A 19,323-nucleotide genomic window follows, 5' to 3' on the forward strand; every position below is an offset into this window, starting at 1 on the left:
CTTCTCACCCTTCGTTGACCAACGTCGCGTGTCGACGCTGCAGAGACTCGACGTCCATCTGCTCGTGCAATGCGGCCTCGATACCCTGCACTGCCGCGCTCGCGCCCTGGACCGTCGTGATGCACGGAATACCAGCGGTGACGGCGGCACTGCGGATCTCGTAGCCGTCGACGCGCGGGCCCGACTGTCCGTAGGGCGTGTTGATGACCATCGCCACCTCGCCCGCGACGATCGCGTCGACGATCGTGCGTTCGCCGGGCTGCGCCTCGAAGTGCTTGGGCACCGTGGTCGCCACGATCCCGTTGCGCCGCAGCACCTCTGCCGTGCCCTCGGTGGCGAGGATCGTGAACCCCAGGTCGGCGAGGTGTTTCACCGGGAACAGCAGAGCGCGCTTGTCCTTGTTGGCCACCGACACGAAGACCGCACCCGAGGTCGGAAGTGACCCGTAGGCCGCGGTCTGCGACTTCGCGAAGGCGCGACCGAAGTCGGCGTCGATCCCCATGACCTCACCGGTCGACTTCATCTCCGGGCTCAACAGCGCGTCGACGCCGGTGCCGTCGAAGCGGCGGAACCGGTTGAACGGCAACACCGCTTCCTTCACGGCGATCGGGGCGTCGATCGGCGCGATCCCGCCGTCGCCGGTTGCGGGCAGCAGTTCCTGCTCCCGCAGTTCGGCGATCGTCTCCCCCATCATCACGCGGGCGCAGGCCTTGGCGAGCGGCACCGACGTCGCCTTCGACACGAACGGCACGGTCCGGCTCGCGCGCGGGTTGGCCTCCAGCACGTAGAGGATGTCGTCCTTGAGTGCGTACTGGACGTTCATCAGTCCACGTACCCCGATGCCCTTCGCCAGGGCCTCGGTCGAGCGCCGCACCATCTCGAGGTCCGACCGGCCGAGCGTCACGGGAGGGAGCGCGCAGGCGGAATCGCCGGAGTGGATTCCGGCCTCCTCGATGTGTTCCATGACCCCACCGATGTAGACCTCGGTGCCGTCGCAGAGCGCGTCCACGTCGATCTCGACAGCGTCCTCGAGAAAGCGGTCGACGAGGACCGGGTGATCAGGGGTCAGTTCGGTCGCGCGCGAGATGTAGTCGGCCAGCGACGCTTCGTCGTAGACGATCTCCATGCCGCGCCCACCGAGCACGTACGACGGGCGCACGAGCACCGGATAGCCGATGCGCGCAGCCGTGTCGCGCGCTTCGTCGAACGACGTCGCGGTACCGAACGCCGGCGCGGGCAACCCGGCAGCGGTGAGCACCTTGCCGAACTCACCGCGGTCCTCGGCGAGGTCGATCGCGGCCGGTGACGTTCCGACGATCGGCACACCGGCCGATTCCAGCTTGTGAGCAAGGCCGAGCGGAGTCTGTCCACCGAGTTGCACGATCACGCCCGCCACGGTCCCCGACTGCGATTCGGCGTGGTAGACCTCGAGCACGTCCTCGAAGGTGAGCGGCTCGAAGTACAGGCGATCTGCGGTGTCATAGTCGGTCGACACCGTCTCCGGGTTGCAGTTGACCATCACGGTCTCGTACCCGGCTTCGGACAGGGTCAGTGCCGCATGCACGCACGAGTAATCGAACTCGATGCCCTGCCCGATGCGGTTGGGCCCGGAACCGAGGATGAGCACCTTAGGCCGTTCGGTCTGCGGCGCGATCTCACTGGTCGCTGCCGGATCGAGTTCGTAGGACGAGTAGTGGTACGGCGTCTTCGCCTCGAACTCGGCGGCACAGGTGTCGACGGTCTTGAAGACAGGTCGCACGCCGAGCCCGTGACGATACGCGCGTACGGCATCCTGGTCGGCGAAATCGTCGCGGAGTGCGGCGATCTGGCGGTCGGAGAAGCCGGACGACTTCGCCTCGCGCAACAGATCCTCGTCGAGCGCGTCCGCGTCGCGGATCTCGGCGCCGAGCGCACCGATCGCCGCGATCTCCGCGAGGAACCACGGGTCGATCGCAGTGGCCTCGTAGACCTGCTCGATGGTGGCGCCCGCGTCGAAGGCCAGCATCACCTTGTAGATGCGGCCGTCCTTCGGCGTTGCGATCTCGTGGAGCAACGCGTCGAGATCCACGGTCGCGGGGTCGGGACGGTTCGGTTCGGTCCAGAACCCCGCCGCCTTGGTCTCCAGCGACCGCATCACCTTGCCGAGCGCCTCGGCAAAACTCCTGCCGAGGCTCATCGCCTCGCCCACCGACTTCATCGTCGTGGTCAACGTGTCATCGGCGCCGGGGAACTTCTCGAACGCGAAGCGCGGAGCCTTCACCACCACGTAGTCGAGCGTCGGCTCGAAACAGGCTGGGGTCTCCTTGGTGATGTCGTTGGTGATCTCGTCGAGGCTGTAGCCGATGGCCAACTTGGCTGCCATCTTGGCGATCGGGAAACCTGTCGCCTTCGATGCCAACGCCGACGAACGGGAGACACGCGGGTTCATCTCGATCACGATCAGACGGCCATCGCGCGGGTCCTGGGCGAACTGGATGTTGCAGCCACCCGTGTCGACGCCGACCTCCCGCAGGATCGCGATAGAGAGGTCGCGCATCCTCTGGTACTCGCGGTCGGTCAGTGTCATGGCCGGCGCGACGGTGATGGAGTCACCGGTGTGCACACCCACCGGGTCGAGGTTCTCGATCGAACACACGACGACCACGTTGTCGCGGTTGTCGCGCATGAGCTCGAGCTCGTACTCCTTCCACCCGAGGATCGACTCCTCGATGAGCACGTTGGCCGTCGGTGACGCCGCGAGTCCCCCACCGGCGATGCGGTCGAGATCGTCGGAGTCGTAGGCCATACCCGAGCCGAGGCCACCCATGGTGAAGGACGGTCGAACGACGACCGGATAACCGAGTTCGGCGACGGTCTCGCGCACCTCCTCCATCGTGTGACACACGCGCGAACGCGCGCTCTCGCCACCGACCTTGGCAACGATGTCCTTGAACATCTGGCGGTCCTCACCGCGCTGGATGGCGTCGAAGTCGGCGCCGATGAGCTCGATGTCGTACTTCTCGAGCGATCCCCGATCATGCAGTGCCACAGCGGTGTTCAGTGCGGTCTGACCTCCGAGGGTGGCCAGCACGGCGTCGATCGGGTGCCCGGCGTCACGCTCGGCCTCGATCACCTTCTCGACATACTCGGCGGTGATCGGCTCGATGTACGTGGCGTCGGCGAACTCCGGGTCGGTCATGATGGTCGCCGGGTTGGAGTTGACCAGGCTCACCCGCAGGCCTTCGGCCTTGAGTACCCGGCATGCCTGGGTACCCGAGTAGTCGAACTCGCAGGCCTGTCCGATGACGATCGGGCCGGAGCCGATCACCAGGACGTGATTGATGTCGTCGCGGCGCGGCATTAGGACCTCGTTCCGTGTGCGCGATCTGCCTCCAGCACGGAGACGAACCTGTCGAAGAGATACGCCGCGTCGTGCGGACCGGCCGCGGCTTCTGGGTGGTACTGGACCGAAAACGCTCGGCCGGAAAGCAATTCGACGCCTTCGACGGTGCCGTCGTTGGCACAGACGTGACTCACCCGGGCGCGCCCGAAGTCGGTGTCGAACTCCTCGCCCGCTTCGCCCTCGAGCGCGAATCCGTGATTTTGCGCCGTGATCGACACCTTGCCTGTGGCGACGTCGATCACCGGGATGTTGATCCCCCGGTGGCCGAACTTCATCTTGTAGGTTCCGCGCCCGAACGCGCGGCCAAGGATCTGATTGCCGAAGCAGATGCCGAACAGCGGTATGTCGGCGGCGAGCACCTCGCGGGTCAGCGCTACGGCGTCGTCGGCGGTCGCCGGGTCGCCCGGACCGTTCGACAAGAACACGCCGTCGGGTTTCAGTTCGGCGATGGCGTCGAAACCGGCGTCGGCGGGCAGCACGTGCACGGCCACGCCGCGCTCGGCGAACATGCGTGGGGTGTTGGTCTTGATGCCGAGATCGATCGCGACCACGGTGAAGCGCGGATCACCGCTCGGTTCGACGAGGTAGCCGCGGTCGGTGCTCACCTCCCCCGCGAGGTTCGCACCCTTCATCGATGGTTGGCTGCGCACCCGGGCGAGCAGTTCGTCGTCGCTCGCGAGTGCGGTGCCGGAGAAGACACCCGCCCGCATCGACCCGTGGTCACGGAGGACACGCACGACGGTCCTCGTGTCGATTCCCGCGATGCCGACGATGCCCTGGCGTTCGAGCTCGTCCTCCAGCGACGTGGTCGCCCGCCAATTGGACACCCGGCGAGTGGGATTGCGCACCGCGTAACCGGCGACCCAGATCTTGCCCGAGTCTCCGACCTCGCCCTCGCTGCCTGCACTGCCCGTTGATTCGCCGTCCTCGGGGTTCCACCCGGTGTTGCCGATCTGCGGGGCCGTGGCGACGACGATCTGTCGGTGGTAACTGGGGTCGGTCAGGGTTTCCTGGTAACCGGTCATCGCAGTGCAGAACACCGCTTCGCCGAGCGTCTCCCCGACGGCGCCGTATTCACGGCCGCGGAACACCTGGCCGTTCTCGAGCACCAGAACCGCTGCGGTCATTGATCATTCCTCTGTTCTGTATCGGTCTGTGTGTCGAATGCGGCAACCCACCGTGGGTACACGGACTTGTCGTCGGCGCGCACTCCGGAATCGATCTCCGTGCCGCTCGGCAGTATCCAGCGGATCACCAGCAGGCCGTCGGCTGTCATCACCTTGCCCGCCAGGCCACGTTCGGTACGGACCGCGGTGATCGACGAACCCGGAATCCAGATCTCACTGGCTCCCCGCCGCTCGAGCAGGACGCCGTCGGGATACGCCGTCATCGTCGCGGACGCGCGGTCGCCCACGTCGCCGACGGCCACGCGGTCCTGCCAGCTGGGTGCGATCGTCGAACCGACGTAGAGCCCGCTGTCGGGACCGAGTATCGCGTCGCCGAGATCGTCTGGCGCGACGGGCATCTCACCGATCATGTCGGCCTGCCGACGCCCACGATTGCGCCATCCGCGCAGGACGAGGGACACCAGGCCGAGCCATACCAACACGACGACGACCACGGTGATGATCTCCGTGACGCTCATCGGGTCACCTGGCCGTCGCGTGCTGTGACGACGCCACGCAGCACGGTCGCGACCACGGTCGCCGGCATCGACATCGCCTCGTACGGGGTGTTGGCGGACAGGCTCGCCAGGTCGCGGCCCCGGACCACCCACGACGTCTCGGGGTCAATCAGCGTCAGGTTCGCCGGCTCGCCGACGGCGATCGGACGCCCCTGATCGGTGAGCCCGACGATCTCCGCCGGGCGTTCACTCATCACACGGGCCACGCCGCGCCAGTCGAGCAGGCCGGAGGCGACCATCGTGTCGGCGACGATGGGCAGCGCGGTCTGCAGTCCGAGCATCCCCGGTTTGGCCTGCGAGAACTCACAGCACTTCTCCTGCGCCGCGTGCGGCGCATGGTCGGTCGCCACGCAGTCGACGATTCCGTCGGCCAACGCCTGGCGCAGCGCGATCTTGTCGCGCTCCTCGCGCAACGGCGGATTGACCTTGTTGATCGCGTCGTAGGTCTGTAGCCGAGAATCGTCGAGTAGCAGGTGGTGCGGGGTGACCTCCGCGGTCACGTTGATTCCCTGCTCCTTGGCCCACCGCAGCAGTGACACGGTGCCCTCGGTGGAGGCGTGGCAGATGTGGACGCGTGCCCCGGCGTCCCGCGCCAGCAGGGCGTCACGCACCACGATCGACTCCTCGGCCGCGCGCGGCCAGCCGGCGAGTCCGAGTCGCGCAGCCGTCGGCCCCTCGTGCGCGACGGCACCGACGGTCAGGCGAGGTTCCTCCGCGTGCTGCGCGATGAGTACACCGAGGCCCTTCGCGTATTCGAGCGCGCGACGCATGAGTAGCGGGTCGGAGACGCATTTGCCGTCGTCGCTGAACATGCGGACACCGGCGGCGCCCGCCGCCATCATGCCCATCTCGGCGAGTTGTTTGCCCTCGAGCCCGACCGTGACGGCACCGACCGGATAGACGTCGACGAGCCCGACTTCCCTGCCCGTGCGCCACACGTTGTCGGTGACGGTCGAGTTGTCGGCGACGGGCGCGGTGTTGGCCATCGCGAACACTGCCGTGTAGCCCCCGAGAGCCGCTGCCGCAGAACCACTTCGGATCGTCTCGGTGTCTTCGCGACCCGGCTCGCGCAGGTGGGTGTGGAGGTCGACGAGGCCGGGCAACAACACCGCACCCTCGCCGTCGATCACATCGATCCCGTCGGGAGCATCGACGTCGGCACCGAGTGCGGCGATCTCACCATCGGTGACGAGGACGTCGACCGGATCGCCCTCACCGTACGGCCGGACCGAACGAATCAGCACGGACCCGTGCGCCACCGATCCGACTGATTGGCTGGCGCCGGTCACAGCGCACCTCCTGATTCCGTGCCCGCGAGGAGGCGGAACAGCACCGCCATGCGGACGTGCACACCGTTGCGGACTTGCTCGAGAATGGTCGCGCGCGGAGAGTCGGCCACCGAGTAGCCGATCTCCATACCGCGCAGCATGGGACCCGGATGCAGGACGACGGCGTCGTCGGAGAGCAAGCCCATCCGCCGCTCGTTGAGGCCGTACCGCACCGAGTACTCCCGAGCGGAGGGGAAGAAGCCGCCGTTCATGCGCTCGGCCTGCACCCGCAGCATCATCACGGCGTCGGCCGCGGGGAGTTCTGCGTCGAGGTCGCCGGATGTCTGCACCGGCCACTGCTCGACGCCCACCGGCAGCAACGTCGGCGGAGCCACCAGCACGACGTCCGCGCCGAGTGTCGAGAGCAGATGTGCGTTGGATCTGGCCACCCGCGAGTGCAGGACGTCGCCCACGATGGCGATGCGACGGCCCTCGATGTCGCCGAGGCGCTGGCGCAGTGTCAGCGCGTCGAGTAGCGCCTGAGTGGGGTGTTCGTGGGTGCCGTCACCCGCATTGATCACCGCCGGTCCGACGCCCGCAGCGTCGGGGCCGTCCGGGCCGTAGCCACCGGACGTCCATGCCGCGATCTGATGGGCGGCACCCGAGGCGGGGTGGCGCACGATCAGTGCGTCGGCACCCGCAGCACGCAATGTCTTCGCGGTGTCGCGCAGCGACTCCCCCTTGTTGACCGACGAACTCGAGGCGCTGACGTTGATGACGTCTGCGCTCATCCATTTGCCCGCGACCTCGAACGAAACCCTGGTGCGGGTCGAGTTCTCGTAGAAGACGGTCATGACGGTGCGGCCGCGCAGCGTCGGCAGCTTACGGATCTCACGTCCGGTGAGCGCCTGCTCGAAACGCTCGGCCTCGTCGAGGATCTCCGTGGCGTCGTCGCGGGACAGATCGGCGGTCGAGAGCAGATGACGCATCACTGATCCGCCTGCTTCGCAGCCGAATCCTGCGGGCCGGCCTCCTTGTGGGCAGGCTCCGGCGAGCCGAGGACGACCTCGTCGACGCCGTCGTGTTCGGTCAGGTGGACCGACACGGTTTCCTCGCGTGAGGTCGGGATGTTCTTGCCGACGTAATCGGCGCGCAGCGGCAGCTCACGGTGTCCGCGGTCGACGAGGACCGCCAGTTGCACCGCAGCCGGACGACCGAGATCCCGGAGGGCGTCGAGCGCGGCGCGCACCGTGCGTCCCGAGTAGAGGACGTCGTCGACGAGTACGACGATCGCGTTGTCGACGCCTCCCGCGGGCACCATCGTCCGCTCGAGGGGACGATGGGGCTTCGCGCGCAGATCGTCGCGGTAGAGCGTGATGTCGAGATAGCCGACAGGAACGTCGACGTCGGAGAACTCCCTGATCTTGACTGCCAGTCGATCTGCGAGAGTTGTTCCGCGCGTTGGTATTCCGATGATCACAACGCGGGGTGCGTCCGGTGCGTCGAGGGCTGTCTTCTCGATGACCTGGTGCGCGACGCGCGCGATGGTGCGGGACACATCCGCGGCGTCGAGCAGTACACGTTCGCCCATGTATGGACCTCCTTCTCCGCCTCACGGGACGGATCGTTAAAGGATGTCTGTCACCGCGACACTTTACACGTCGGTAGCTTTGCCACCCGAATCGGAGCCTGCGGCCTGCGCAGCCCGTACCTGCGGCGCCAGTTCGGCGATCTTCGCCAGCACGCCGTTGACGAAGGCGGGTGAATCGTCGGTCGAGAGTTCCTTCGCGAGTTCGACGGCCTCGTCGACGATGACTATCGGGTCGACGTCGGTCGAGTTGAACAGCTCCCACGTCGCCAGACGCAGGATCGCACGGTCGACGGCGGGCAGCCGCTCGAGTGTCCAGCCGCGCAGATGCGACGACACCACGGCGTCGATCTGCGACTGGTCGTCGGCAAGGCCTTCGATGACCGTCGCGGTGTACTCGTGAATCTCGCCCACGCTCTCGTCGTCGCGCACGAACTGACGACGTTCGGCAACGAGCTGCGCGGGACTGACCTGCTTGGCCTCCGCTTCGAACAGCAGATCCACCGCACGCCGACGGGCCTTGTGCCGCGTTCCGGATTGCTTCACTGACTCAACCTCACTGACCGTGCCTGCAGATCAGCTGTTGACGCGGCCGAGGTAGCTACCGTCGCGCGAATCGACCTTCAGCTTGTCGCCGGTGTTGATGAACAGCGGGACCGCGATCTCCGCGCCGGTCTCGAGTGTCGCCGGCTTGGTGCCACCGGTCGAGCGATCACCCTGCAGACCCGGGTCCGTGTGGGTGACCTCGAGCTCGACGGTGACGGGCAGCTCGACGAACAACGGCTGGCCCTCGTTCAGCGAAACCTGCACGGTCATGTTCTCGAGCAGGAAGCGCGCCCCGTCGCCGACGGTTTCCGGCGCGATCGGGTACTGCTCGTAGTCCTGCGCGTCCATGAAGACGTAGTCGGTGCCGTCGTTGTAGAGGAACTGCATGTCACGACGGTCGACCGTCGCGGTCTCGACCTTCACGCCCGCGTTGAACGTCTTGTCGACCGTCTTGCCACTGAGCACGTTCTTGATCTTGGTGCGCACGAATGCCGGCCCCTTGCCGGGCTTGACGTGCTGGAACTCCAGGATCTGCCAGAGCTGGTCGTCCATACGGAGAACGAGACCGTTCTTGAAATCGGCGGTGGTCGCCATAAATCGTCCCTCAATCTTCCAGGTCGGTGTGTGCATTGCCTGCGCATCGAGTGCGCGGGCCGTCAGATGACGGTGAAGGTCTTGTCGGTGGCGGTCAGCAGGTCGGGTTCGCCGTCGGTGACGACGAGCGTGTCCTCGATCCGGACTCCACCTCGTCCGGGGAGGTAGACACCGGGCTCCACGGTCACCGCTGCGCCGGAAGGTAGTGTACCCGTCGCCAGTTTGCCGATTCCCGGCGCTTCGTGGATTTCGAGGCCGACGCCGTGCCCGAGCCCGTGCACGTACTGGTCGCCGTAACCCGCATCCTCGATCACCGACCGCGCGGCAGCGTCGATGCCGCGGAGGTCGGCACCGGCCTTCAGCGCCGCGCGACCTGCCGCCTGTGCGGTCGAGACGAGATCGTAGATCTCGCGCTGCCAGTCCGCGGCCCTGCTGAGCACGTAGGTGCGCGTCATGTCCGAGTGGTAGCCGCCGGCGACGGCACCGAAGTCGATCTTCACGAAGTCACCGTCCGACAGTGCAGTCGGTGTCGGACGGTGATGTGGGATGGCGGAGTTGGCGCCCGCGGCGACGATCGTCTCGAAGGAGATCTCGTCGGCCCCGTGTCGGAACATCGCGGACTCGAGGGCGCGCGCCACTTCTCGCTCGGTCGCACCCGCGCGGATGACACCGTCGGCGATGATCTCGGCCAGCGCGGCATCGCCGATGGCGCATGCGCGGCGCAGCAATTCGATCTCGGCGTCGTCCTTCACCTCGCGTAGCTCGGCGACGAGCCCCGTTCGCCCGATGAGCTGACCCCGACCCTCGAGCGCGTCGACGAGGCGTGCATGGGTGGCGACCGTCGTGACGTCGGCTTCGAAGCCGATCCGCGTCGCGCCGGACGCCGCGGCCGCGCCGACGAGTTCGTCGGTGCAGTTACGCGCGATGACGGCGACGAGGTCGCCTGACTGCTCGGCGACCTGGGTCAGATACCGACCGTCGGTACAGATGCGGTCGCCCTCACAGCCCTCGGCGGCGATCGACAGTGCTGCATTCGATCCGGTGAAACCGCTCAGGTACCGGACGTTGGTCAGGTCGGAGACCACGAAGACGTCGAGGGGCTCGGGCCCCGTCGAGATCAGGGTGCGCAGTCGCTCACGGCGACGCGCGAATTCATCGGACAGCGGAGCAGAGAGCATGACTGCCACGCTACTCGGAACGTCGGACGCCTCAGCGCTGCGCGGCCAGCCTGACCGGCGCGTTGTCGACGCCGTAGCCGTCGTAGCCGTCGAATCGCTGGACGAACTCGAAGAACACCCGGCCCAGTGTCCGGGTATAGAAGTGCAGCAGGTACCCGCCCGCCGGATCGGTGCTGCGGTCGTAGAGCACGCCGAGGTCGCGCAGCATGGTGAGCAGTTCCTCGTCGACGCCGAACCGCCCGCGCACGTAGTCGTAGTAGTTGTCCGGGATCCGTAGGAACTCCAGACCCGCCTCCCGTGCGCTGCGCGCGAGTCGCAGGACGTCATCGCACGCGAACGCGACGTGCTGCGCTACCTCCTCGGAGTCGAGGACATGTGGGGCGACGTTCAGGGGAATCCGCACGGCTCCGTCGGAGGTACGGAGAACCTGGCTGCGGATCAGGCCACGCGGACCGGGCACCTCGACCGGGTCGTCGGCGTCGAGACCGAAGACACTCGCCATGAACAGCCGCGCGTCATCGGCGGTCTCCCATTGCTGCGTGAGGTTGACGTGGTCGATCGCGCGGATCGAGGTGCTCGCCGCGGGAAGCGCGTCGTCGAATTCATCGACCCAGGCGGGCGCACCGGGCGCGTCGAGCGTCCAGAAGATCTCGGTGCCGCCGGGCACCAATGCCGTACCGAAGGCGTGCTCCGAGGCATGGGTCCGCCTGTTCACCGCGGGCGCCTTCAGGATGGACGCGCGTGCGCTCAGCGCCTGCGGATCGGATTCCTGCAGACCGATGGCGGCGATATGCGGCGACTGATCGCGCGCCTGCTGCTCGTTGAGGACGACGCGCGCGTCACCTGCCGTCCACAAGGTGACGGGTTTGCTGCGGTGCCTGCCTGCCGCGGTGAATCCCAGCTGGCCGAGCATGGCCTCGACGTCGCGGGTGTCCTCCGCTTTGATCTCGACGAAGTCGAAACCGCTCGGGGGCGTGGGATCCGGGATGTCGATGAGGTCGAGCCGGTCCTGCAACCACAGCAACGAACGCTCGGCGTGCACGGCCGTCGGCACCGGGTCCGTCTGACGGAACGTGTCGTTGAACACCTCGAGGGACAGCGGCCCGGTGTATCCGGCCGCGAGAACGTGATCGACGAAGCCCTCCAGGTCGAATGTCCCCTCGCCCGGGAACAATCGGTGGTGTCGACTCCACGACAACACGTCCATCGACAGCGCAGGCGCGTCCGCGAGTTGGAGGAAGAAGATCTTCTCCCCCGGTATGGCTCTGATCGCCGACGGGTCATGACCGCGGGAGAGGACGTGGAAGCTGTCCAGACACAGTCCGACAGCCGGGTGGTCGGCGATTTCGACGATCCGCCACGAGCGTCGGTAGTCGTCGACGAACTTCCCCCACGCCAGCGCCTCGAACGCGATGCGCAGCCCATACCCCGTCGCGAGCTCACCGAGGCGGCGGAGCTGGTCGGCGGAGACCTCGTCGTCGTCGACGGTCGCCGTCGCAACGTTGCTGCACACCAGCACCGTGTCGATCCCCAGGCGCGCAGCCGTCGCGAACGTGGCGTCGGCACGCCGCAGGTTGTCGGCAAACAGGGCTTCGCTCACGCCCTCGATGTCGCGAAGAGGCTGATACAGGCACAACTCGAGACCCAGTCGGTGCGCGAGCGCCCGAATCTCTTCCGGCGACTCGACCGCGGCGATGAGGTCGGGTTCGAAGATCTCGACACCGTCGAACCCGGCGTCGGCACACGCGTGGAGCTTCTCGACGAGTGAGCCAGACACGGAGACTGTTGCGATCGAGGTCTTCATCACACCAATGTACCAATCGGTACAAAGCGAAGGCAACGGTTCACCGCCGTCCCGAGCGGCCACAAGTAAGCTCCCACCGTGGCCGCAAAGCCGAAAGCCGAACTCCAGCGCGACCCGGAGCGCACCCGAGCCGAACTGCTCGCCGTCGCCACCGAGGTCTTCGCCGAATCCGGCTATTCGGGTGCGCGAGTGGACGAGATCGCCGAGCGCACCCGCACCACCAAGCGGATGATCTACTACTACTTCGGCGGCAAAGAAGGTCTCTACCTTGCCGTTCTCGACAGGGCCTACCGCGGGATCCGTCAGGCCGAACAAAAGCTGCGAGTCGACCACGCCGATCCCATCGAGGCGATCCGACGACTCGCGGAAGTGACCTTCGACCATCACATCGAGCACGACGACTTCATCCGCCTGGTGTCCATCGAGAACATTCATCGGGGCGACTTCATCCGGCGACTGACCGACCTCCCGCAACTGAGCAGGCCGGCGACGTCGCTGCTCGACGAGATCCTCGACGACGGTCGGGCCGCCGGGCTGTTTCGTCCCGACGTCAGCGCCCTCGACGTCCATCTCGTGATCAGCTCGTACTGCGTGTTCCAGGTGGCCAACCAGTACACCTTCGGCTACCTCTTCGATCTCGATCTGGCCGAGACGTCCAACCGCGCCCACCTGCGCAGAATGATCGGCGACGTCGTCGTCGGATGGCTGACCTCCACCCCCCTGATCTCCACCCGGTGACCTCGCGGCACGCCGCAATCGACAGATCCTCTGCGCCCCCGCTCGATACCCACTGTCGCCCGACTGCTGCGATGTCGATCACACGGAACTGTTGACGAGACGCCGCGCACAATGCTGTACTGAATTGCGAACGTACTAGTTCGTACATTACGGAGACGCACATGGAACATTCCGCAACCAGCCATTTGGTGGGGCTCGTCGGCACCGGGGTCGGCCCCTCGCTGACCCCCGCCATGCACATGGCCGAAGGCCGCGCGCTCGGCGTCGACTACCTGTACCGGCCGATCGACCTGACCGCGGCAGGCATCTCCCCCGACAGGATCGGAGAAGTGCTCACCTGGGCACGCGCCCTCGGATTCGACGCTGTCAACGTCACCCACCCGTGCAAGCGGTCGGTCATCGAGCACCTCGATCGTGTCGATCCTGTCGCCGCCACACTCGGGGCGGTCAACACCGTGCTGTTCACCGCCGACGGCGATGTCGGATACAACACCGACACAACAGGTTTCGCCCACGGGTTTGTCGAGGGTCTCCCCGACGCCGACCTCGCCGACGTCGTGCTGGTCGGTGCCGGGGGCGCGGGCACCGCTGTCGCCGACGCGCTGCTGCGACTGGGCACCGCCCACCTCACCGTCGTCGACCTCGACGTCGACCGGGCGGGTGACCTCGCACGTGACCTCACGTCCCGACACCCGATCCCACGGGTCGACGCCGCGTCGTTCGACAAATTGCCCGCGCTCCTACCCGAGAGCACCGGCGTGGTGCACGCGACGCCGACCGGCATGGCCGAGCACCCCGGCATCGCCTTCGACGCGTCGCTGCTACGTCCCGACCTGTGGGTGGCCGACATCGTTTACCGGCCCCTCGACACAGCACTGCTGCAGGCCGCACGCGCGGCGGGTGCAGCAACCCTCGACGGAGGCCACATGGCCGTCTATCAGGCCGTCGACGCCTTCGCGCTGATCACCGGGCTGCGTCCGGACGCCGATCGGATGACCCGCCACTTCCGCCAACTCGTCGCAAACCCGTCCTGACCGCCGCGCCACCAGGCACAATCGCACCAGAGGAGTAACCCATGACCACCACCCAGGCCGACGGCACCGGAGCCGTCGGGAAACGCACACCACGACATGCCGCACTCGCGGGGTTCATGGGCAGCGCCGTCGAGTACTACGACTTCTTCCTGTTCGGCTCCGCCGCAGCCCTGATCTTCCCGCACATCTTCTTCCCGTCCGACGACAATGCGGCGCTGGTGATGTCGTTCGCGACGTTCGGTGTCGCCTACATCGCGCGCCCGATCGGAGCGCTCATCCTCGGCCACTTCGGCGATCGCATCGGCCGCCAGAGGGTGTTGATGTTCACGCTCGTGCTGATGGGAGTGTCGACGTTCGTCATCGGCTGCCTACCGACGTTCAGTCAGATCGGCTGGCTTGCTCCCGTCCTGCTGGTGATCTGCCGTCTGCTGCAGGGCTTTTCGGCCGCCGGTGAACAGGCGGGCGCGAGTTCGTTGGCTCTCGAACACGCTCCGGACCACCGGCGTGCGTTCTTCACCTCGTGGACGTTGACCGGAACGCAGGGCGGATTGATCCTGGCCTCGCTGGTGCTGATCCCGTTCATGGCCCTCCCCGACGACGCGAAGTACTCATGGGGTTGGCGGGTTCCGTTCTGGCTCTCGGCCGTCGTGGTCCTCGTCGCGTACTTCATCCGCCGTCGCCTGCACGAGACGCCCCAGTTCACCGAGGCCCGCGAATCCGGCGAGATCGCACGGATGCCCCTCGTTCCTCTGATGCGCGACCAGTGGCGTTCGGTCGTCCGAGTAGTGCTGTGCGCGTTCATCGCCGCGGTGTCGACCGTGTTCGCCAACCTCGCACTCGCCTACGGCAAGCACGTGGGACTCGACGCCGGCCTGACCCTGTGGCTCGTCGTCGTGGCCAACATCGGCGCGCTCATCACGCAACCGCTGTTCGGTGCCCTCGCCGACAGGATCGGCCGCAAGCCGGTCTTCATCTACGGTGCGCTCTCGTCAGCGATCCTGATGCCCTTCTACATGTTGTCGATGGGCCAGAGCAATCACCTGCTGACCTTCGTGCTCGCGGTACTCACGTTCTCGTTCGGTTACGCGGCGGCCAACGCCGTTTGGCCCGCCTTCTACGGCGAGATGTTCTCCACCCGCGTCCGTTTCTCCGGTCTGGCCATCGGTACCCAACTCGGCTTCCTCATGGCGGGCTTCGCTCCGTCGATCGTGACCGCGCTCGGGGGCGTCGGAGACGGCGGTTGGGTGGTGATCAGCGTGTTCACCGCGACGATCTGCCTGATCGCGACCGCGGCGGCGCTCACGGCCAGAGAAACCAAGGACGTTGCGACCGACGACCTCGGCACTGCGCCGGTGCATGTGTCGCCGAACCGCACGGCGGCGTTGGCTGCCTGACCCACGTGGCGGCCCGCGGGGTCTGATGCTCGACGAAGTCGGGAGTGGGGTGGCGGGAAACGCCACCCCACTCCCGCGTGTTCGAGATCACGTCGCCCATGGGTAAGCTGTCGGCCATGGTGTCCTGGTTGCTGCGCGGTGTCGTCATGACCGCGGTCCACGTCGTCGCTCGTGTCCTGCTCGGCATCGCCGTCGTGCAGTCGCCATTGCACTCGACGACGTGGAAGACCATCGCCGTTGCGGCGGTCGTGTTCATCGCGCTGGTCTGGGGCGGTTTCGACGGCATCCGCGATGCCCGCGCCCATCCGGATCCCGACGACTACGACGACCTGACCATCCGATGGCTCAAGGCCGGGATCTTCGCGGGCCTGGTGTCCTGCCTGATCTGCTGGATCCTCGGCCGCGTAGGCGTGCAGGGCATCAGCGAATCGAGCTTCTTCATCGAGATCATCGCGGGTGGTTCGTTCATCGCGCTGCTCACCTACTTCCCCGCATTCTTCGGTGCGGCTGTCGGCCGCTGGCTCACGCGACGTGACCAGCGTAAGGAGCAGCGTCGCGCCGACGAGGGCAACAGTCGCAACGCCGACGACGCCACGACGGCTTTCGAGCGCATCGACGACCGCCCCGTCGCGCAATCCGGCGCTGAGTCGTCCTGAGCTGACGCCCGGAGCGGGGCGGGGCGAAGGTCGCCCCGCTGCATCGGGTCAGAGCAGTGTGGTGCCCGCTGTCGGAGTGTCCGACGCGATGGCCGAGTAGGCGGCGACGAGCAGTCCCGGGTCGGGTCCTTCGAGGCGATCCGGCTTGGCGAGTCCGTCGAGCACGACGAACCGCAACAGACCCGATCGGTTCTTCTTGTCGCCCGACATGCCTTCCAGCAGCTCGGGAAATGCGTCGGCGTCGTAGGTCGTCGGAAGTCCGACGAGTTCCAGGATGCTGCGATGACGCTCGGCGGTCTCGTCGTCGAGGCGGCCGGCAAGCCGCGCCAGTTCGGCAGCGTAGACCAATCCGACGGCGACGGCGGCGCCGTGACGCCACCGATACCGCTCCCGGCGCTCGATCGCGTGCCCCATCGTGTGTCCGTAGTTGAGGATCTCGCGCAGCGACGACTCCTTGAGGTCGGCCGACACGACGTCGGCCTTGACCTGCACCGAACGTCGGATCAACTCCGGGAGCACAGGACCGGTCGGGTCGGTGGCCGCGGCGGGATCGGCCTCGATGATGTCGAGGATCGCCGGATCGGCGATGAACCCCGTCTTGATGACCTCGGCGAGGCCCGCGATGATCTCGTTACGGGGGACGGTCTCGAGAGTGGCGATGTCGATGAGCACCGCATCGGGTTCGTGGAACGACCCGACGAGGTTCTTACCCGCATCGGTGTTGATGCCGGTCTTTCCGCCGACAGCGGCGTCGACCATCGCGAGCAGCGTGGTCGGGATGTGGATGACGCCGATGCCGCGCATCCAGGTCGCAGCGACGAAGCCTGCGAGATCAGTAGCCGCTCCCCCGCCGAGCGCGATCACCTTGTCGTTGCGCTTGAGGCCGATGCGGCCGAACACGTCCCAACAGAACGCAGCAACCGAAAGGTCCTTACCGGCTTCTGCGTCCGGGATCTCCACGCGGTGCGCATCGAATCCCTTGTCCGCCAAGAACTCCCGAACCTGCTCGGCCGTCTGCGCGAGAGTCGGCTGATAGAGCACGGCGACGCGGTCGGCGCCGGTCGCGGCCTCGGCGACCTCGTTCAGAAGACCACGACCGATGGTGACGTCGTACGGCGACGCTCCGTCGACGCGAATCGAGATCGGCTCGGTCATGAGGGCCTCCCGGCGGTGAGTTCCTCGGCCAGTGCCAGGATGACGAGATCGGCCACGGCGTCGGGATCGCCGTGCGCATCGATGTCGACGCCTGCGACCGCAGAATAGGTCTCTTCGCGTTCGGCGAGCAGCGCTCGGTAGCGCTGTGCCGGATCGTCGGAGGCGAGCAGCGGACGATCGGATTCGCGTACGCGCTCGAACCCCGACTCCGCACTGACCTTCAGATAGAAGACGCGGTGGGAGTCGAGGGCGTCGCGCACCGTGCGTGTGGTCACCGCGCCCCCTCCGAGCGCCACGATGCCGGTGTGTGTCGACAGCACGTCGGCGACCACCTCGGCCTCGAGTTCGCGGAACCTGTCGGCGCCGTCGGTGACGAAGATGTCGGGGATGCTCCGTCCGGTGCGGCGGACGATCTCGTGGTCGGTGTCGATGAAGTCGACGCCGAGTCTGTCGGCCAGCAGCCGACCGACGGTCGACTTGCCTGCCCCCATGAACCCGACGAGCACCGCGGCGGGCCTGCTGGCGGTCGGCTCGACCGAGCGACCCTCAGGCGTGTCGACGTCTACTCCCGTGCTGCTCATGACCGTGCCCCGCGCGCGGCGGTCCGCTTGAGATAACCGGCGAGATTGTCGGCGGTCTCGGTCGCCGAGTCGCCACCGAACTTCTCGAGTGCGGCTTGCGCGACGACGAGCGCGACCATGGACTCGGCCACGACACCGGCAGCCGGTACGGCGACGACGTCGGAGCGCTGGTGGATGGCCTGCGCCTGCTCACCGGTCGCCATGTCGATGGTCGACAACGCACGCGGGACGGTGGAGATCGGCTTCATGGCGACGCGGACCCTGATGTCCTCACCGTTGGTCATGCCGCCTTCGAGACCGCCCGCACGATTGGTGGAACGGAGTGCGCCGTCGGGTCCGGGAACCATCTCGTCGTGCGCGGCGCTGCCACGGCGACGTGCGGTCTCGAACCCGTCGCCGACCTCGACACCCTTGATCGCCTGGATACCCATCAGCGCGCCGGCGAGGCGTGCATCGAGACGAGTCTCACCGCTGACGTGTGAGCCGAGGCCGACGGGTACACCCGTCGCCACGATCTCGACGACGCCTCCTAGGGTGTCGCCCTCCTTCTTCGCGGTCTCGATCTCGGCGATCATCGACTCCTCGGCCGCCTTGTCGAAAGCGCGCACAGGACTCGCGTCGATCGCCTCGATGTCGGAGATGGTCGGGGTCACACCGACATAGGGTGCGCTGCCGCCGATCGAGATCACGTGGGAGACCACCTCGATCCCGAACACCTGACGCAGGAAGTTCCGCGCAACGGTGCCCGCCGCGACGCGTGCGGCGGTCTCCCGTGCGCTCGCGCGTTCGAGGACGGGGCGCGCATCGTCGAAGCCGTACTTGAGCATGCCGGAGTAGTCGGCGTGGCCCGGTCGGGGACGCGTCAGCGGGGCGTTGCGTGCGCTGCCCTCAAGTTCGGCAGGGTCGACGGGATCCGCGGCCATCACGGTTTCCCACTTGGGCCACTCGCTGTTGGCGATCTCGATGGCGACCGGCCCGCCCAACGTCCGGCCGTGTCGGACACCGCCGAGCACGCTGACCTTGTCGGCCTCGAACTTCATGCGCGCGCCGCGGCCGTAGCCGAGGCGGCGACGTGCGAGTTGTTCGGCGATGTCGGTCGAGGTGATCTCCACCCCGGCGACCATGCCCTCGACAATGGCAACAAGAGCCGGGCCATGGGACTCTCCGGCGGTTATCCAGCGCAACACAATGATCAATTGTTCCATGTGACGGCGACGACACCCCAAGCACGTCAACCCCCGGCCACGACGACGAGCAGCAGCGCACCCGACACGATCATCGCGGGCCCGTGCGGCCAGCGCCGACGCCGTCCGCGAGTCAGCAGGCCGAGCGCCTGCGCGGCGACCACCATCACGAGCGCTGCCGCCGGATCGGCGAGCATGCCGCCCAGCACGAAGGCCAGTTTGACGTCTCCACCACCGCACAGTCCACACAACCAGCCCACGAGGTACGGACCCGTGGCGGCCACCGCGGCGAGCCCCACCGACGCGTGTGTACTCGCCGACAGCCCCACCGCCACGCACCCCGGCCACAAAAGCGCGGTGGGCAGGCGGTACGTCTGCCGGTCGATCTCGGCGAGCGCGGCCAGCCAGAGCGCGACCACACAGCCCACCACTCCCATGTGGGACAGTCTGGGCGCTGCCGCGCCGGCCAGACGTCGGCGTCGTGTCGTTCGGGTTCGAGATGTTGACGGACGGGTGCCTGGGGACAGCCGTGGCGCG

18 protein-coding genes are annotated in these 19,323 nt (G+C 67.1%); 4 read left to right on the forward strand and 14 right to left on the reverse strand.

What is annotated here, in order from left to right; genetic code table 11:
- Positions 1-4: 4 nt before the first annotated feature.
- The 10 genes from carB to LK459_RS22210 all read right to left on the reverse strand — a co-directional run bounded on the left by carB (position 5) and on the right by LK459_RS22210 (position 12,044).
- Positions 5-3,340 (reverse strand): carbamoyl-phosphate synthase large subunit, encoded by a 3,336-nt coding sequence (gene carB / locus LK459_RS22165; protein ID WP_227920813.1) that lies wholly within the window; start codon positions 3,338-3,340, stop codon positions 5-7.
- Positions 3,340-4,509: a glutamine-hydrolyzing carbamoyl-phosphate synthase small subunit gene (carA, locus tag LK459_RS22170; protein WP_007239398.1), complete on the reverse strand. Its 1,170-nt coding sequence runs from the start codon at positions 4,507-4,509 to the stop codon at positions 3,340-3,342. Before carA ends, carB begins: the two co-directional genes overlap by 1 nt.
- Positions 4,506-5,027: a PH-like domain-containing protein gene (locus LK459_RS22175; protein WP_227920815.1), complete on the reverse strand. Its 522-nt coding sequence runs from the start codon at positions 5,025-5,027 to the stop codon at positions 4,506-4,508. The genes carA and LK459_RS22175 overlap by 4 nt, the downstream gene beginning before the upstream one ends.
- On the reverse strand, positions 5,024-6,355 hold the full coding sequence (locus tag LK459_RS22180; protein WP_227920817.1) for a dihydroorotase: 1,332 nt from the start codon (positions 6,353-6,355) through the stop codon (positions 5,024-5,026). Before LK459_RS22180 ends, LK459_RS22175 begins: the two co-directional genes overlap by 4 nt.
- The gene (locus tag LK459_RS22185; RefSeq protein ID WP_227920819.1) at positions 6,352-7,323 is read right to left on the reverse strand and encodes an aspartate carbamoyltransferase catalytic subunit; all 972 of its coding nucleotides are present in this window, start codon (positions 7,321-7,323) and stop codon (positions 6,352-6,354) included. The genes LK459_RS22180 and LK459_RS22185 overlap by 4 nt, the downstream gene beginning before the upstream one ends.
- Positions 7,323-7,925 carry a bifunctional pyr operon transcriptional regulator/uracil phosphoribosyltransferase PyrR gene (gene pyrR / locus LK459_RS22190; protein ID WP_227920821.1) on the reverse strand — a complete coding sequence of 201 codons (603 nt, stop codon included), beginning with the start codon at positions 7,923-7,925 and terminating at the stop codon, positions 7,323-7,325. Before pyrR ends, LK459_RS22185 begins: the two co-directional genes overlap by 1 nt.
- Positions 7,926-7,988: 63 nt before the next feature.
- Positions 7,989-8,468, reverse strand: coding sequence for a transcription antitermination factor NusB (gene nusB / locus LK459_RS22195; protein ID WP_007239393.1), 480 nt, complete (start codon positions 8,466-8,468; stop codon positions 7,989-7,991).
- A 30-nt stretch (positions 8,469-8,498) separates the two neighbouring features.
- Positions 8,499-9,062, reverse strand: a complete 564-nt coding sequence (gene efp / locus LK459_RS22200) for an elongation factor P (RefSeq protein ID WP_007239392.1) — start codon at positions 9,060-9,062, stop codon at positions 8,499-8,501.
- Positions 9,063-9,124: 62 nt separating this feature from the next.
- Positions 9,125-10,240: a M24 family metallopeptidase gene (locus LK459_RS22205; protein WP_227920823.1), complete on the reverse strand. Its 1,116-nt coding sequence runs from the start codon at positions 10,238-10,240 to the stop codon at positions 9,125-9,127.
- 31 nt (positions 10,241-10,271) lie between these two features.
- On the reverse strand, positions 10,272-12,044 hold the full coding sequence (locus LK459_RS22210) for a bifunctional sugar phosphate isomerase/epimerase/4-hydroxyphenylpyruvate dioxygenase family protein (protein WP_227920825.1): 1,773 nt from the start codon (positions 12,042-12,044) through the stop codon (positions 10,272-10,274).
- Between the two features lie 78 nt (positions 12,045-12,122).
- Between LK459_RS22210 and LK459_RS22215 the strand changes: the two genes are divergently transcribed.
- The 4 genes from LK459_RS22215 to LK459_RS22230 all read left to right on the forward strand — a co-directional run bounded on the left by LK459_RS22215 (position 12,123) and on the right by LK459_RS22230 (position 15,866).
- Positions 12,123-12,782 (forward strand): TetR/AcrR family transcriptional regulator, encoded by a 660-nt coding sequence (locus tag LK459_RS22215; RefSeq protein ID WP_227920827.1) that lies wholly within the window; start codon positions 12,123-12,125, stop codon positions 12,780-12,782.
- A gap of 161 nt (positions 12,783-12,943) precedes the next feature.
- Positions 12,944-13,816 carry a shikimate dehydrogenase gene (locus tag LK459_RS22220; protein WP_227920829.1) on the forward strand — a complete coding sequence of 291 codons (873 nt, stop codon included), beginning with the start codon at positions 12,944-12,946 and terminating at the stop codon, positions 13,814-13,816.
- Between the two features lie 41 nt (positions 13,817-13,857).
- The gene (locus LK459_RS22225; protein ID WP_227920833.1) at positions 13,858-15,210 is read left to right on the forward strand and encodes an MFS transporter; all 1,353 of its coding nucleotides are present in this window, start codon (positions 13,858-13,860) and stop codon (positions 15,208-15,210) included.
- A gap of 116 nt (positions 15,211-15,326) precedes the next feature.
- Positions 15,327-15,866 (forward strand): B-4DMT family transporter, encoded by a 540-nt coding sequence (locus LK459_RS22230; protein ID WP_227920835.1) that lies wholly within the window; start codon positions 15,327-15,329, stop codon positions 15,864-15,866.
- A gap of 48 nt (positions 15,867-15,914) precedes the next feature.
- On the opposite strand, the gene aroB is transcribed toward LK459_RS22230, so the two are convergent.
- The 4 genes from aroB to LK459_RS22250 are packed head-to-tail and all read right to left on the reverse strand — an operon-like array spanning position 15,915 to position 19,223.
- Positions 15,915-17,021, reverse strand: a complete 1,107-nt coding sequence (gene aroB / locus LK459_RS22235) for a 3-dehydroquinate synthase (protein ID WP_227920836.1) — start codon at positions 17,019-17,021, stop codon at positions 15,915-15,917.
- A complete protein-coding gene (locus LK459_RS22240; protein ID WP_407648667.1) occupies positions 17,018-17,602 on the reverse strand; it encodes a shikimate kinase in 585 nt (194 codons plus the stop codon). The genes aroB and LK459_RS22240 overlap by 4 nt, the downstream gene beginning before the upstream one ends.
- Positions 17,599-18,807, reverse strand: a complete 1,209-nt coding sequence (aroC, locus tag LK459_RS22245) for a chorismate synthase (RefSeq protein WP_007239382.1) — start codon at positions 18,805-18,807, stop codon at positions 17,599-17,601. The genes LK459_RS22240 and aroC overlap by 4 nt, the downstream gene beginning before the upstream one ends.
- A 26-nt stretch (positions 18,808-18,833) precedes the next feature.
- On the reverse strand, positions 18,834-19,223 hold the full coding sequence (locus LK459_RS22250; RefSeq protein ID WP_007239381.1) for a prepilin peptidase: 390 nt from the start codon (positions 19,221-19,223) through the stop codon (positions 18,834-18,836).
- Positions 19,224-19,323 lie beyond the last annotated feature (100 nt).

This window comes from Gordonia otitidis, assembly GCF_020735545.1.
In the GTDB taxonomy this organism is placed as follows: domain Bacteria; phylum Actinomycetota; class Actinomycetes; order Mycobacteriales; family Mycobacteriaceae; genus Gordonia; species Gordonia otitidis.

Coding starts and splice junctions, on each gene's coding strand:
- carB (WP_227920813.1), bottom strand. CDS start 3,340: ATGCCGCGCCGCGACGACATCAATCACGTCCTGGTGATCGGCTCCGGC.
- carA (WP_007239398.1), bottom strand. CDS start 4,509: ATGACCGCAGCGGTTCTGGTGCTCGAGAACGGCCAGGTGTTCCGCGGC.
- LK459_RS22175 (WP_227920815.1), bottom strand. CDS start 5,027: ATGAGCGTCACGGAGATCATCACCGTGGTCGTCGTCGTGTTGGTATGG.
- LK459_RS22185 (WP_227920819.1), bottom strand. CDS start 7,323: ATGCGTCATCTGCTCTCGACCGCCGATCTGTCCCGCGACGACGCCACG.
- pyrR (WP_227920821.1), bottom strand. CDS start 7,925: ATGGGCGAACGTGTACTGCTCGACGCCGCGGATGTGTCCCGCACCATC.
- efp (WP_007239392.1), bottom strand. CDS start 9,062: ATGGCGACCACCGCCGATTTCAAGAACGGTCTCGTTCTCCGTATGGAC.
- LK459_RS22205 (WP_227920823.1), bottom strand. CDS start 10,240: ATGCTCTCTGCTCCGCTGTCCGATGAATTCGCGCGTCGCCGTGAGCGA.
- LK459_RS22210 (WP_227920825.1), bottom strand. CDS start 12,044: ATGAAGACCTCGATCGCAACAGTCTCCGTGTCTGGCTCACTCGTCGAG.
- LK459_RS22220 (WP_227920829.1), top strand. CDS start 12,944: ATGGAACATTCCGCAACCAGCCATTTGGTGGGGCTCGTCGGCACCGGG.
- LK459_RS22225 (WP_227920833.1), top strand. CDS start 13,858: ATGACCACCACCCAGGCCGACGGCACCGGAGCCGTCGGGAAACGCACA.
- LK459_RS22230 (WP_227920835.1), top strand. CDS start 15,327: ATGGTGTCCTGGTTGCTGCGCGGTGTCGTCATGACCGCGGTCCACGTC.
- aroB (WP_227920836.1), bottom strand. CDS start 17,021: ATGACCGAGCCGATCTCGATTCGCGTCGACGGAGCGTCGCCGTACGAC.
- LK459_RS22240 (WP_407648667.1), bottom strand. CDS start 17,602: ATGAGCAGCACGGGAGTAGACGTCGACACGCCTGAGGGTCGCTCGGTC.
- aroC (WP_007239382.1), bottom strand. CDS start 18,807: ATGGAACAATTGATCATTGTGTTGCGCTGGATAACCGCCGGAGAGTCC.
- LK459_RS22250 (WP_007239381.1), bottom strand. CDS start 19,223: ATGGGAGTGGTGGGCTGTGTGGTCGCGCTCTGGCTGGCCGCGCTCGCC.